General features: G+C 64.3%; 12 protein-coding genes. 4 read left to right on the forward strand and 8 right to left on the reverse strand.

Annotated elements, in window-relative coordinates; genetic code table 11:
• The first annotated feature begins 23 nt into the window (after positions 1–23).
• On the forward strand, positions 24–1292 hold the full coding sequence (locus RQI43_RS09880) for an ATP-binding protein (protein WP_311275042.1): 1269 nt from the start codon (positions 24–26) through the stop codon (positions 1290–1292).
• 10 nt (positions 1293–1302) lie between these two features.
• Here the strand turns inward: RQI43_RS09880 and RQI43_RS09885 are convergent, their stop codons facing one another.
• The gene (locus RQI43_RS09885; protein WP_056431317.1) at positions 1303–1557 is read right to left on the reverse strand and encodes a hypothetical protein; all 255 of its coding nucleotides are present in this window, start codon (positions 1555–1557) and stop codon (positions 1303–1305) included.
• 108 nt (positions 1558–1665) lie between these two features.
• Between RQI43_RS09885 and RQI43_RS09890 the strand changes: the two genes are divergently transcribed.
• The 3 genes from RQI43_RS09890 to RQI43_RS09900 all read left to right on the forward strand — a co-directional run bounded on the left by RQI43_RS09890 (position 1666) and on the right by RQI43_RS09900 (position 5899).
• Positions 1666–4143, forward strand: a complete 2478-nt coding sequence (locus RQI43_RS09890; RefSeq protein ID WP_311275043.1) for a heavy metal translocating P-type ATPase — start codon at positions 1666–1668, stop codon at positions 4141–4143.
• Positions 4140–4589, forward strand: coding sequence for a Cu(I)-responsive transcriptional regulator (gene cueR, locus RQI43_RS09895; protein ID WP_311275044.1), 450 nt, complete (start codon positions 4140–4142; stop codon positions 4587–4589). The genes RQI43_RS09890 and cueR overlap by 4 nt, the downstream gene beginning before the upstream one ends.
• Positions 4590–4729: 140 nt before the next feature.
• A complete protein-coding gene (locus RQI43_RS09900) occupies positions 4730–5899 on the forward strand; it encodes a M20 aminoacylase family protein (protein WP_311275045.1) in 1170 nt (389 codons plus the stop codon).
• 64 nt (positions 5900–5963) lie between these two features.
• Here the strand turns inward: RQI43_RS09900 and RQI43_RS09905 are convergent, their stop codons facing one another.
• From RQI43_RS09905 to RQI43_RS09935, 7 genes are all read right to left on the reverse strand, one after another.
• Entirely contained in the window at positions 5964–6542 is a 579-nt protein-coding gene (locus RQI43_RS09905) for a TadE/TadG family type IV pilus assembly protein (RefSeq protein ID WP_311275046.1), read from the reverse strand.
• On the reverse strand, positions 6542–7126 hold the full coding sequence (locus RQI43_RS09910; protein ID WP_311275047.1) for a TadE/TadG family type IV pilus assembly protein: 585 nt from the start codon (positions 7124–7126) through the stop codon (positions 6542–6544). Before RQI43_RS09910 ends, RQI43_RS09905 begins: the two co-directional genes overlap by 1 nt.
• A complete protein-coding gene (locus RQI43_RS09915; protein WP_311275048.1) occupies positions 7123–8664 on the reverse strand; it encodes a TadE/TadG family type IV pilus assembly protein in 1542 nt (513 codons plus the stop codon). Before RQI43_RS09915 ends, RQI43_RS09910 begins: the two co-directional genes overlap by 4 nt.
• A gap of 181 nt (positions 8665–8845) precedes the next feature.
• Positions 8846–9871 carry a tRNA pseudouridine(55) synthase TruB gene (truB, locus tag RQI43_RS09920; protein WP_311275049.1) on the reverse strand — a complete coding sequence of 342 codons (1026 nt, stop codon included), beginning with the start codon at positions 9869–9871 and terminating at the stop codon, positions 8846–8848.
• A gap of 141 nt (positions 9872–10012) precedes the next feature.
• Positions 10013–10438 (reverse strand): 30S ribosome-binding factor RbfA, encoded by a 426-nt coding sequence (rbfA, locus tag RQI43_RS09925; RefSeq protein WP_056431290.1) that lies wholly within the window; start codon positions 10436–10438, stop codon positions 10013–10015.
• 142 nt (positions 10439–10580) lie between these two features.
• A complete protein-coding gene (infB, locus tag RQI43_RS09930; RefSeq protein ID WP_207411573.1) occupies positions 10581–13496 on the reverse strand; it encodes a translation initiation factor IF-2 in 2916 nt (971 codons plus the stop codon).
• Positions 13497–14315 carry an RNA-binding protein gene (locus tag RQI43_RS09935; protein ID WP_056431284.1) on the reverse strand — a complete coding sequence of 273 codons (819 nt, stop codon included), beginning with the start codon at positions 14313–14315 and terminating at the stop codon, positions 13497–13499.
• Positions 14316–14358 lie beyond the last annotated feature (43 nt).

Below are 14358 nucleotides of genomic sequence, written 5' to 3' on the forward strand. Positions count from 1 at the left end.
CTCCAATCCTGGAACGCTAAGCGATGGCCCGGGGCGCGCGAAGATCGGCCTGGATCGGCGCAGGGATCGCCGTTGCGATCACGACCTCGGCCACGTCCCTCAAAGGTGATCTCGATGTCATTACCATCGCCTTTGGGGCGGCTGCCATCGCCGCCGGTGGCCTTGCCGGCAGTCTGAGCCGGCCCCGAACAGTCGCTCTCCCGGAGAGAACCGCTCGCCAGCGGCATTCCATCGCCGAAGCCCTGCTGGCGAACATCCCCGATCCGGTGATCCTCGTGGATCGGCGCAGCGTGGTCATCGAAGTCAATCCGGCTGCGCGTACGCTGCTGCCGGCATTGAAGGTCAAGCACCCGCTTTCCTTCGCCTTGAGAGCCCCAGACGTACTGGACGGGATCGAAGAGGTGCTACGCACGGGCGCCCCGCTGAAGACGCTCTACACGACGCGTGTGCCGACGGAACGGGCCTTCGAGGTTCAGATCGGCGCGCTGCCCATGCCGGACGGGCCGGGGGGCGGACAGCCCAACGTGGTCCTGTTCCTTCGCGATCTCACAGCGGCGCGTCGCCTCGAGGCGATGCGGGTCGATTTCGTCGCCAATGCCAGCCACGAGCTTCGCACGCCGCTCGCCTCACTTCTGGGTTTCATCGAGACCCTGCAGGGGCCGGCCAAAGGCGATGTACCCGCAAGGGAGAAATTCCTGGGCATCATGAAGACCCAGGCACAGCGCATGGCGCGCCTCGTCGATGACCTGCTTTCGCTCTCTCGTATCGAGTTGCGCGAGCACGTTCCGCCGACACAGATCGTCGATCTCGGTCAGATCGCGCGGCAGATGGTGGATATGCAGGGGCCGCTGGCGCGCGAGCGCGGCGTGACCATCACCCTCGACGCGCCGGACGCCGCCTATCCGGTTCTAGGAGAGCGCGACGAACTCACTCGCGTGGTCGAGAATCTCGTGGAGAATGCGGTCAAGTACGGCGGCGGCAACGTGGTGGTCGGCCTCGAACGGACCTTGCGCTCGGCATTTGGAAAACCACTGATCGCACTGAGCGTGAAAGACGACGGACCCGGCATCGCGCCCGAGCATATTCCCCGCCTGACCGAACGGTTCTACCGGGTCGATGTCGCATCGAGCCGCCAAAAGGGCGGGACGGGCCTCGGCCTCGCCATCGTCAAGCATATCGTCAATCGCCACAGCGGCAGGCTCGTCATCGAGAGCGAACTCGACCGGGGCACGACCGTCCGTGCCCTGCTCCCGGAACAGCCATCGATCGGAGGAGCGTCGACGACCGGATGATCCGGGTCGGTCAGTTCCGGCTGGTGCCGAGGCGCCTATATTGCGCCTCGATGATGGCCTTCAGCACAGGCAGGAAAGGGGAGGGGCTCAAGCGCTGGTCGACGGCACGGTCGAGCATGCTGAGAGCGGCCACCTGCTTCGCCGGGCCGGGAAACGTCGCGAGATAGGTCTCGATACAGGCATTCGCCTCTGCCTCACCCGCCGGGATGTCGGAGGTGATCAGCGCGCTCAGGGTTCGCATGCAGGTGTCGAGAGGCTGTATCATCGCCTCCCTATGACAAGGAAACGCCCCGGACGCCATGCACACGCGACGTGATGAGCCATGCGTCGCAGCCTTGACCTTCCCACGATGGGAAGCCCCACATAGTCGTGCATGGATAACGTGATCGCTCCCCCGAAGCAGCGTCCCGGCATGGGACGTCGTCTCACTCTTCCCGTTACCGGCATGAGCTGCGCGTCCTGCGTCGGCCGCGTCGAGCGGGTGCTCGCCGCACTTCCCGGCGTATCGGACGTCTCTGTCAATCTCGCCACCGGACGGGCCAGCCTCATCCTCCACGGCGACCCTGCCCATGCCGTGGCTGCCATCGGAAAGGCCGGTTACGAGGTGCCGGAGGCGGTGACGGAGTTGTCTGTCCGTGGCTTGTCCTGCGCCTCATGCGTCGGTCGCGTGGAGCGCGCGCTTCACGCCGTCGCCGGTGTGACGATGGCCAACGTGAACCTCGCCACCGGGCGGGCGACTGTGCGCCATGCTGACGGCGTCGTTACGATCGCGGATCTCGTCGAAGCGGTTAACGCTGCCGGTTACGACGCGTCGGGCGTCGAGAACGGGGGAGGGGATGCGCAGGCGAACCGGCATGAGCGCGAGACCACCGGCCTTCGGCGGGATCTCATCCTCTCAGCCATGCTGTCGGCGCCCATCGTCATCCTCGACATGGGAGGACATCTGCTCCCTGGCTTCGGCGACGCGATCCATGCCCATTTCGGAGATGCAGCCGGAATGGTGCAGGCCGTTCTGGCGACGCTCGTCCTGGCGTGGCCGGGGCGGCGCTTTTTCCGTCGAGGGATTCCCGCTCTATTGAACGGCCATCCCGATATGAACGCCCTCGTCGCTCTCGGGTCGGGAGCGGCCTATGTGTACTCCCTGGTTTCGGTCCTCGCTCCCCAGATTCTGCCGCCGGGAACGGCGCATCTGTACTTCGAGGCCTCCGTTCTCATCGTCACCCTGATTCTCCTCGGCCGCGTCCTTGAGGCCCGCGCAAAGGGGCGCACGGGGGCGGCGATCGCACGCCTGGTCGCCCTGGCGCCTTCCACGGCCCGAATCGTGCGGGGCGGTCGTGAGGACGAGATTCCCCTGGCTGACTTGCGGCTCGGAGATATCGTTCGAGTCCGCCCGGGGGAACGTGTGGCTGCCGATGGAGTCGTTGTAGCGGGTAGGAGCTTCGTCGATGAGAGCATGATCACCGGCGAGCCGGTGCCCGTGGCGAAGGGCGAGGGTGGCCGCATGGTTGGCGGTACGCTGAACACCAATGGCAGCCTCGATCTGCGCGTCGATACGATCGGCGCGCGGACCGTGCTGGCGCAGATCGTGGCGATGGTCCAGGCGGCGCAGGGCAGCAAGCTTCCGATCCAGGCGCTCGTCGACCGGGTGACGGGTTGGTTCGTCCCGGCGGTTCTCGGCGCTGCGTTGGTGACGTTCCTGGCGTGGCTGGCATTCGGACCGAGCCCCGCCCTCGGCTTCGCCCTGGTGAACGCCATCGCCGTTATGATCATTGCCTGCCCCTGCGCCATGGGGTTGGCGACGCCGACCTCGATCATGGTCGGCACGGGGCGTGCGGCAGAACTGGGCGTGCTGTTCCGCAACGGTGCCGCCTTGCAGGCTCTCCGCGACGCCAAGGTCGTCGCCTTCGACAAGACCGGGACGCTCACCGAGGGTAGGCCCGCACTCACCGACTTCGTGGTGGCACCGGGCTTCGAAGCGGATACAGTGCTGGGACTTGCAGCATCCGTCGAATCTCGCTCGGAGCATCCGGTCGCGCGCAGCATCGTCGATGCGGCTCTGAAGCGGGGCCTGACTCTTATTCCCCCAGATCGATTCGAGGCTTTACCCGGCCACGGTGTCGAGGGGAGCGTCGACGGGCGGAAAGTCATCGTCGGTGCGCGACGCCATATGGACAAGCTGGGCATCTCCGTGGCCGATCTGGCGGAAGCTGCATCCCGGCTGGAGGGTACGGGGAAAAGCCCCCTCTACGTCGCTGTCGAGGGACGGATCGCCGCCCTCGTCGCCGTATCCGACCCTATCAAGGCAGGTGCAGCCGAGGCCGTCTCGGCGCTCAAGGCACAAGGTCTGGTCGTCGCCATGGTGACGGGTGATGCGCGGGGAGCTGCCAGCGGCGTCGCGGCAAGGCTCGGGATCACCGAGGTCGCCGCCGAAGTGCTCCCCGGCGGTAAGGTCGAGGCCGTGCAAGCCTTGCGGGCCCGGTTCGGACCTGTGGCTTTCGTGGGGGATGGTATCAACGATGCGCCAGCCCTCGCCGAAGCCGAGATCGGCATTGCCATCGGGACCGGTACCGACATTGCCGTGGAGAGCGCCGATGTGGTGCTGATGGCGGGTGCTCTATCCGGCATCGTCTCCGCCATTGCGCTCCCGCGTGCAGTGATGCGCAACCTCGCGCAGAACCTGTTCTGGGCTTTCGCCTACAATGTGGCCCTGATCCCGGTTGCGGCGGGCCTGCTTTACGTTTTCGGCGGACCCCTGCTGTCGCCGGTTCTGGCCGCGGGCGCCATGGCACTGTCGAGCGTATTCGTCCTCGCCAACGCCCTTCGCCTCCGGCATGCGGGAGATCGGGGGTGAGCGGTTCCGTCACCATCGGCGAGGCGGCGAAGGCCACGGGCGTCTCGGCCAAGATGATCCGGTATTATGAGCAGACCGGCCTCCTGCCACCGGCAGACAGGACGGCCTCCGGTTACCGGCTCTATGCCGAGAACGACTTGCACACCTTGCGCTTTGTGCGCCGATCCCGTGATCTCGGCTTTTCCGTTGAGGATATCGCCGGCCTCCTCGCCCTTTGGCAGGATCGCGGACGTGCCAGCGCCCGGGTGAAGGCCCTGGCCGTGCAGCATCTGACGGATCTGCGTCGCCGCATCGGCGAGTTGGAGGCGATGGCTCGCACCCTGACGTCGCTCGCGGCTCATTGCAGCGGTGATTCCCGGCCGGATTGCCCCATTCTCGATGACCTCGCCGCAGAGCATTCGCAACAGTCACGACGCCCTCGCCGGACGAAGCCGCTCTCCCGCTAGCCCCTGGCGCCACGTTCTGCACATGATCCGTCGGCCGTAGCCTTTTAAATCGATCTAAATGGCCTCGCCTTTGCTGGGATGCGCTATGGTCGGGAGGCTCTGCCCGAGACGAGCCAAGACGCGCGAAGAGACGTGACACCATGCCCATCGTCGACCGGATCGCAGCTCTGGCGGATGAGATCACCGCATGGCGGCACGACCTCCACGCCCATCCGGAGCTGCAATACGATGTCCATCGCACTGCCGGCTTCGTCGCCGACAAGCTGCGGGATTTCGGCTGCGACGAGATTGCCACCGGCATCGGCCGCACCGGGGTCGTCGGCCTCATCCGGGGCCGGTCGCACGGTTCGAACCGCGCCATCGGCTTGCGCGCGGACATGGACGCGCTGCCGATCCAGGAGGTGCGGGATCTGACCTATCGTTCCACCGCGCCGGGGCGGATGCATGCCTGTGGCCACGATGGCCATACCGCGATGCTTCTCGGCGCCGCCAAGTACCTCGCCGAGACACGTGATTTCGACGGGACCGCAGTGATGATCTTCCAGCCCGCGGAAGAGGGCGGCGGCGGCGGCGAAGCTATGGTCCGAGACGGAATGATGGAGCGTTTCGGCGTCGAGACCGTCTATGGCCTGCATAATATTCCGGGCCTGGAACTCGGCCGTTTCGCAATCCGTCCCGGCCCGATCATGGCGTCCACCGACCGCTTCACCATCACGATCGAAGGGCGCGGCGGCCATGCCGCGCAACCGCATCTCGCCATCGACAGCGTTCTCGTGGCGAGCCATGTCGTGATCGCACTGCAATCGGTGGTCGCGCGTAGCATCAACCCGCTGGAAAGTGGCGTGGTGTCGGTTTGTGCCCTAGAAGCCGGCGATGCCTTCAACGTACTACCCCAGCAGGTGACCATGCGGGGCACCATGCGCGCGCTTTCGAAGACGGTGCGCGCCACCATGCAGGAGCGCATCGGCGCCATCGTGACGAACACCGCCGCCGCCTACGGTGCCACCGCCCGCGTCGATTACAGCGGCGGATATCCGGTGACCGAGAACCACCCGGCCGAAGCGGATTTCATCGCCGACGTAGCGGCGGGCATCGTAGGCGAGGAACGAGTGGAGCGTGATGTCGCGCCGATGATGGCGGCGGAGGATTTCTCCTACATGCTGGCTCACCGGCCCGGCGCCTATATCTTCATGGGCAATGGTGACAGCGCAGGCCTCCACCATCCGCATTATGATTTCAATGATGCCGCCATTCCGTACGGCGCCTCGCTCTGGGCTCGGGTAATCGAGACGGCGCTGCCGGCTCGCTGATCGTCGTCCTGATCGTCTCGGAGACAGCAGGCCGTCGCAGCCGCCACGGACTGCGATTGATCTGTCACGTTGCGGGGCAGGGCACGCCACCGGGGAGTATGATCTCCTTCCCGTTGATGGCGCGAATTGGCCAAGTCACTTCTTTCTCGAACGAGAAGGAGGTCAACGCCGGAAAGACAGGAAAGACAGGCTTATAGGAGATCGTCATCTTTGCGATGACATAGCGAGCCCGCTTCATAGCTTCCGATGGGGGTGGCGCACCAAGGATCGTGGAAGCTGCATATTTCGGGGCGTTGACCGCCGTGCTCGAGCAGACCTTGGCTATGAGGGATCCGTCGTTCTGCTGGTAGACGCCTGCCGCCGTGAGGACGATCTTCGCACCGCTGGCGTCGTAGGGCGCCATGATGTTGCGGCCAAGTTTATAGACGCCCTCTATCTCCGTCGTGGTCAATGTCGTTCGGGAGATCAGATCCGCCATGGAACGCGCGGCGCGATTGGCATGCTGTCCTGTCGTGTAAGCACGCGGCAACTCGATCGAACCCATGAAAAGCAGAATCATCACGGGGGCGATGAGGGCGAATTCCATGGCGGAAACGCCCGACTGGTCGGTGATCATCCGTCGACACTGAATGATCGCCCGCATCAATTCGCCTGACATTTTCCCTGCGCGTATGGCTCCGCGCGAAAGACCACCATCGAACGGATCATTTGCTCGTTGTTGGGGAGAGGCGGCAGCATCAGCTTCGACGTTGGAAAATAGCGAGGTATCGCCGCGATCGCGCAGATCGTCACGATGTCGTCTCCGTTGGGACACTCGAACTTCTTTCCGAAGCCCGTCGCTATCGACTGGCTCACATTATCGTAGGGCGAGCAGGTCACGAGGGTGTTGCTGCTCTCCGTAGCAGTGACCTCGATCTTGATCTTGTCCGTGCTGCAGTCGAACAGCGTGGCACCTCTACACATTTCCTGAATGAGCCGGATCGCTGGACTACTACTGTTGGATCCTTGCTGAAACGTGCCGGTGAAGACGGCCCGCGCCGCCCGATCGAGGGCGTTGTCGAACGAGATCTGGGCGACCATCAACATGGCGCCTTCGATCAACGCACCGAGCAGCATGAAGAACGGAACACCGACGATCCCGAACTCGACCGCCGTTACGCCGCGACGATTGCCTGGAAAATCCCGGAATGAGCGCGAAAGCAGGCGGGACGGCCAGCGGATCCTCATCGCGAAATCCGCATCTCGCTCATCTGCGACCCAATAGCCCTGAAGGCGTCGGTCAGCGTCGCGGAATGCTGGACATCGTAGAACTTGTCGGTGCCGCTCGCACAGTTGCGGAGGATGTCGCTGGCCCCTTCAGTGACCTCGACGCGGACCGTAAAGATGGTGATGCCCGCATTCTTTATGTTCGTGCAAAGGGTTGAGAGCCGTGCATTCATGGCCGCCGTCCGGGTCGCGGTCGTGTTGGCATTGGTCCACATACGATTCTGCCAGCTGAAGCCGAGGCCAGAATAGATCGATGCATTCGCGGACGAGCTGACAGAGGAGGCGTTCTGTCCGTCCGTCATCAGGATCACGAACTTCCGAGTGTTCTTTTCGTCATACGGCACACCCTCCGCGAAGGGGCCGTTCGGCGACAGCAGATGCCATCCCCAGACCAGACCCATAGCGATGTTCGTATCGCCGACGATGGTCATCGCGTTGATCGCGTTGGTGAGCGTAGATTGTGACGTGGTGAGACGCGTGATGGGCTGGAGCTCGCATCCGGAATTGGGCCCGTAGCGATAGGGGACGGTGTCGCTGATCCGGCCCTTTTGTAAGATGGGATTCCTGGAATATTTTATGATCTGGCCCTGCCGCGTCCGATGGTCGGCCACTGTCGATGTGGTCGTGTAGTCGCTCATGTAATCGTTGACGGCTTTCCGGTCGTTATCGGATTCATCGGGTGCGAAGAAGGGCACGAACAGGGTATTGGGATTGGCGATCGACGGCGGTGTATCTTGAACGTCGTAGGGCGCTGGCCTGCTCTCGACGCACCCGCCCCAAGCGACCCCCATTTGGCGGAAAAGGGTCAGGCGGTTCGCCGAGGAGACAAAGATATCCGAGTGATAGGAGGCCTTCGCATCCTTATCGAGCCATGACTGGGTTGCATTCGATGGACCGACATTCACGGTCATCGAGAACGGGACGATTCCGATTTTCAGGGCGTTGGGCTTAGCGGGATCGGCCTCTCTGAACAGACTCGTGACAAGGTCGTTAGCGGCTGCCTTCAAGTTGGTGATCTTCGAACCGCTCATCGATCCGGTATTGTCGAGAACGAGGGCGATCTCGAGATTGCCCGATCCACGTATACCTGCTGCCGTGACTGAGACAGGGAAGGAATTATAGCCCGCGATCCTAGTCATGCTGGTCGGGCTCTTGGCGATGACCGAAACGGTGATCGTATTCTCCACCCGTGCAACAGTGATCTTCGTGTCGGCGTCCACCAACCTGGGCGCGGCAGCCCTGATCTGGTTCTCGGCCCTGGTCTGAAGCTCGGCAGTTGTCGTGGCCACTGGGAGCTTGAGCAGCGAGATAACTGTTGAATCGGCGGCATCCTGAAGACCCTGTTGGGCCATCGAATTCACGCCGTAATCGATCACCAATCCCGACAGCATTAGCAGGGGAACAGCGAGCAGGCCGAAGAAAATGGCGATCGCACCGTCGGTATCCCGGCGGAAGCGCGTCAGCAGGATCGTTGCAGAATGTTCGCTTCGGCTCGTCATAGAGCCACGCGTAGAACGAACTTTCTAATGGAAAAGTAAATCTCTCCCGCCAACGGCTGTCGGCGGGAGATAAGAAGATGTGAGCGTCAACAACTCGTAAGTTAAACCGAAGAACTTGAGCCTGTCGATACAATCGGCACTCGATAAGATGCTACTATCAGTAGCAGTGCTTCTGCCTATTTCACGACTGACGCGCGGTACCACCAAGATGGAAAACGCGGTGCGGGACGAGTTCACCGCGCTCGACATCGCCTACGGCCACGAGGATGCCGCCGCAGGTCGCAAAGGCCTTGCCTTCCGTGGGGGCATCTTGTCCCCGCAGCAGGACGGGTTGGCCCCGCATGAGCCGTAACGCCATGTCCCGTGAGACGGCCACCGAAACGACCGCATCGAGTGCAGTCTCCACCGGACGGAGATGTGCGGCGTTTCCATCCGGTCCACCCTCTTCGAGGGTGGCGACGAGGCAGGCCTCAGCCTCCGCGAAGGGCCCGACGCGCGTGCGGCGCAAGGCGGAGACATGCCCGTAGCAGCCGAGCACCCGGCCGAGATCGCGGGCGATGGCGCGCACATAGGTGCCCTTGCCGCACTCTGCCGCGATGATCGTGCGATCGGGCGTATGTTCCACCACGGAGAGATGGTCGATCTGGACCGGACGCGCCACGAGCTCCACCACTTCGCCGTCGCGAGCGAGATCGTAGGCACGTTCACCGGCGATCTTGATCGCCGAGTAGCGCGGTGGCACCTGCTCGATGGCTCCGACGAAGGCGGGCAGCGCGGCCTCTACGAGCGCGCGGTCAGGCCGTGTGTCGCTCGTCGCAACCGGACGGCCTTCCGCATCGTCGGTATCCGTCTCGATGCCCCAGGTCACGGTGAAGATGTAGGCCTTGCGGCCATCCATGACGAAGGGAACGGTCTTAGTCGCCTCGCCGAGGGCGATAGGCAGGATGCCGGAGGCCAATGGATCGAGCGTGCCGGCATGGCCCGCCTTCTTCGCATTGAAGGCACGCTTCACCACCGCGACCGCATGGGTCGAGGTCATTCCGACGCCTTTGTCCAGGATGACCCAACCGTTCACATCGCGACGCTTGGGCCTGTCGGAGGCTTGGCCGCGCTGCTGGCGGCGACCCTGTGAGGGTCTTTCCTCACCGGAACGGTGGGGCGAGGGAGTGGCGACGTCGGGATTCTCGATCGTCGGATCGTTGATCATGATGTCCTCGTCGGCGGCGAGATGGAAGCGGCAGCTTTGGCAGCCACGAAATCCTAATCCACGCCAGGGTCAGTTCCTGATGGGGTGTAACGCGAGGCGTCCGCTCTCCGGGTCCAATGAACCTCGTCGAGATGGTCGAACCTACGCGCCTGCGTCCGGCTCGTCCGCATCGCGCGGCTGCGATTCGAGATCGCGCCGCACCTTCTCGGACCTGAGAAGGGCGTCGATCCGATCCGCTTCGTCGAAGGTCTCGTCTCGCAGGAAGCGTAGATCGGGCGCAAATTTCAAATTCACCCGGCGGGCAACTTCCTGACGCAGTGCTTTCTTGTTGCGTTCAAGAGCCGCGATGACCGGTTTCTCGTCGAGGCCGCCGAGCGGCATGATGTAGGCCGTGGCGATCTTGAGATCGGGCGACATACGCACTTCCGGCACGGTGATGACATGCGAGCCCAGGACAGGATCCTGGATGTCGCCGCGCTGCAGCACTTCTGCGATGGCGTGGCGGATAAGTTCGGCCACGCGCTGCTGGCGCTGCGAAGGACCACTAGGATTGGGTTTCTGAGCCATTGTCGCTTGGGTCTCGGATCCGGGATCGCCTGGACTGGGCGCCCCGTTTTGCGGGGGCGCTCAGACGTACCGGCCGTCTGCAAAACAAAACGGCGGCTGCAGCGCGCGCTGCAGCCGCCGGGTTCGTCAAGCCGCGTCGCTTTTAGAGCGTGCGGCGGATCTCCTCGACCCGGTAGCACTCGATCGTGTCACCCGCACGCATGTCCTGGAAGTTCTCGAAGGACATACCGCACTCGTAACCTGAACCGACTTCCTTCGCGTCGTCCTTGAGGCGCTTCAGCTGAGACAGCTTGCCCTCGTGGATCACGACGCTGTCGCGGATCAGGCGGACATGGGCGCCACGCTGCACGACACCGTCGGTGACGCGACAACCGGCAATCTTACCGACCTTCGACACGTCGAAGATCTGCAGGATCTGCGCCTCACCGAGGCGCTCTTCGCGCAGGGTCGGCGGCAGCATGCCCGAGAGGGTCGCTTTGATGTCATCCACGAGGTCGTAGATGATGTTGTAGTAGCGGATCTCGACGCCCTTGTTCTCGGCCGACTCGCGCGCTTCCTTATGGGCACGCACGTTGAAGCCGATGACGACGGCCTTCGAAGCCTCCGCCAAGGTCACGTCCGACTCGGTGATGCCGCCGACGCCCGCGAGCAGAATGCGCGCTGACACCTCGTCGTTGCCGAGTTTCTCCAACGCGCCGATGATGGCTTCCACCGAACCCTGCACGTCGCCCTTGATGACGAGAGCCAGTTCCTTGCGGCCGAGGCCTTCCTTCAGGTCGCGCATCATGTCCACGAGCGAGCGGTTCGCACCGCCGGTTCGTGCGGCAATCCGCTCACGCTTCTGACGGGCGCGATACTCGGTGACTTCGCGGGCACGGGCTTCGTTCGGTACCACCGCCACGCGGTCGCCCGCATCCGGAGTTCCGTTGAAGCCGAGTACCTCCACCGGCACCGACGGGCCGGCATAAGGGATGCTCTCGCCCTTGTCGTCGATGAGGGCGCGGACACGCCCCCACTCGGCACCAGCAACGACGATGTCGCCGGTGAAGAGGGTGCCGCGCTGCACGAGCACCGTGGCAACGGGACCGCGACCGCGATCGAGCTTGGCCTCGATGACCGTACCCTCGCCGTCGCGTGCCTCGTTGGCACGCAGGTTCAAGATTTCGGCCTGCAGCTGCAGACCTTCGAGGAGATCCGGCAGACCGTCGCCGGTCTTGGCGGAGACTTCGAATTCCAGGGTCTCGCCGCCCATGGACTCGACCTGGATGTCATGCTGCAGAAGCTCGGTACGCACCCGCTGCGGGTTCGCATCGGGCTTGTCGATCTTGTTGATCGCCACGATGAGCGGCACGCCGGCCGCCTTCGCGTGGCTGATCGCCTCCACCGTCTGGGGCATGACACCGTCATCGGCCGCCACCACGAGCACGACGATATCTGTCACCTTGGCGCCACGGGCGCGCATGGAGGTGAACGCCGCGTGGCCGGGGGTGTCGATGAAGGTGACCATGTCACCGGATGGCGATGCGACCTGATACGCGCCGATATGCTGCGTGATGCCACCGGCTTCGCCGGAGACGACGGCCGTCTTGCGGATGGCGTCGAGCAGCGAGGTCTTGCCGTGATCGACATGGCCCATGATGGTCACGACGGGCGGACGCGGATCGAGATCCTCTTCGAGATCCGGCTCGTCGTTGAACAAGCCCTCTTCGACATCGGACTCGGCGACGCGGCGTACGGTGTGGCCGAGTTCCTCGGCGATGAGCTGGGCAGAATCCGAATCGATCACGTCGGTGATCTTGTGGATCTCACCCTGCTTCATGAGCAGGCGAATCACGTCCACTGCCCGCTCCGACATGCGGTTGGCGAGTTCCTGGATGGTGATCGTCTCGGGGATCGTCACCTCGCGGGAGAGCTTCTCTTTCTGCTCCACCTGCCGGTTGCCGCTCATGCGCTGCTGGCGGCGACGGAACGAAGCAACGGAGCGTGTACGCTCGTCCTCGCCCGACGTGGCGGTGGCGATGGTCAGGCGCCCACGATTACGGTCGCCGCCCGGCTGCTTGGGTGTCTTGGGCGGCGTGATGATCTTAAGCGGCATGCCAGGGCGGCGGATGACGCGCTTCTGCTCGCTCTCCTCCTCGGCAGCCTGAGGCCGACCCGGCGCGCGGGCGGCAGGCGTCGCACCGGCCGGACGTGCGGCCGTGGCAGCGGTGGGAGCCGCCTCAGGCTCGGGTGCGGGAGCCGGGCGGGCCATGAAGTTCAAATCGCGCGGCTTGCGCACGTCGGCCGTGATGGTCTTGCGCGGCTCTGCAGGCGTCGGGCGAGCCGTCAGAGGGGGACGGGCAGCGGGAGCTGCCGGACGCGCGGGCGCCGCAGCCTGCGGTGCGGGAGCGGGTGCTGCCGGAGCGGGCTTCGGAGCCGACGAGATCGGAGCCGAGACAGGAGCCATCGGCACGGTCTTGGAAACCGGCCGTGCGGGCGCAGACGGAGCAGCTGCGGCAGGAGCCGCCGCGGCGGCTTCCTTGGCTGCGGCTTCGGCAGCGCGAGCCGCCTCGCGAGCAGCCTCTTCCTCGGCACGCAGGCGAGCCTGCTCCTCGGCGCGCTGACGCTCCTCTTCCTGGCGGCGACGCTCCTCGGCCTCGCGCTGGCGGGCTTCCTCAGCCTCGCGAGCACGCTGCGCTGCAGCCTCTTCCTCGACCTTGCGGCGGGCTTCCTGCTCACGTCGCTGGGCATCGGCGAGGGCAGCGGCGCGTGCATCGCGCTCCTGCTCGCTCAATGTCCGAAGCACGACGCCGGACGCCGCCCGCTGGGCGGGACGCGGGACCGCGGGAGCGGGCGGCGCCACACGGGACGCCGGAGCGACCGGTTGCGTTTCGCGAACAGGAGCGGCCGGTGCCGCCCCGATGACACGGCGCTTCACAGTCTCGACCACGACCTGCTTGGAGCGGCCATGGGAGAAGCTCTGACGCACCGTTCCCTGCTCGATCGGGCGCTTCAAGGACAGCGGCTTCGAGGGGGGTCGTGCCTGCGTCTTGTCGCCCGGATTATTCGTATCGCTCATTCAGTCCAAACCCTGAGGGTTTCCATCGTCCCGTGAACCGGCAAACTGCTGTGCGCCGGGTAAATCCGTCTCGTCGTCGTCCTGCAGAGTCGAAGCGGTTTGCCCTGCTCGGGCGTAACCGGCCTCCTCGGCTGTCGTAGGCCTGCCCTCGAAAGAGCGTAGCCGACGCCAACGCGCAAGGCAGCCGGTGCTCCCGACTCCTGCGACAAGCGCCGCATGTATCACATGATCCCGACCCAAGGCCATGTCCAATTCTGCATTGGACAAATCATCGATGACCGGGACACGGGATATGGCATCGCCATGCCTCCGGTGCAATGCCGCGGCGATCTTCCTTCTACCGTCCGCGCTACCGTCGGAGGCTTGAATCACCGCTGCGACACCGGCCTTGTCCGCAATGGCGGACTCGACCTTGGCGAAACCGGCGACCAGGCAGCCTGCCTTGTTGGCGAGCGACAGGGATTGGCGCAGGTCTTCCCGCAGGATCGCTGCGATCCTGTCACCGAGGTCCGCCGGTGCGGCCGCATCCTTGGTCTTGAAGGCGCGTTGGAACAGCCGCTTCTTCAGCGCGGCCTCGACCGTGACGCGACTGGCAGTGAGCCATGCGCCGCGTCCTGGCAGTTTCGCCTTCAGATCCGTCACCACTTCCCCGTCGGGAGACAGAACGAAGCGGATCATGCCTTCCGGATTCTGCGACATTCGGGTGACAAGGCATGTGCGCATTGCATTGCGCCGACCGCGCCCGAAGCCGGAATCGAGCAAAGTGCTCGGCTCCGGCTCAGCGGCATCTTGCGCTGCATCTGCGTATTCGCCCGTCATATGGCAGTTGGACCCTTCTACGTCTTGGGCTGTTCGGCCGTGC

Source organism: Methylobacterium sp. WCS2018Hpa-22 (assembly GCF_031843785.1).
Taxonomy (GTDB): Bacteria; Pseudomonadota; Alphaproteobacteria; order Rhizobiales; family Beijerinckiaceae; genus Methylobacterium.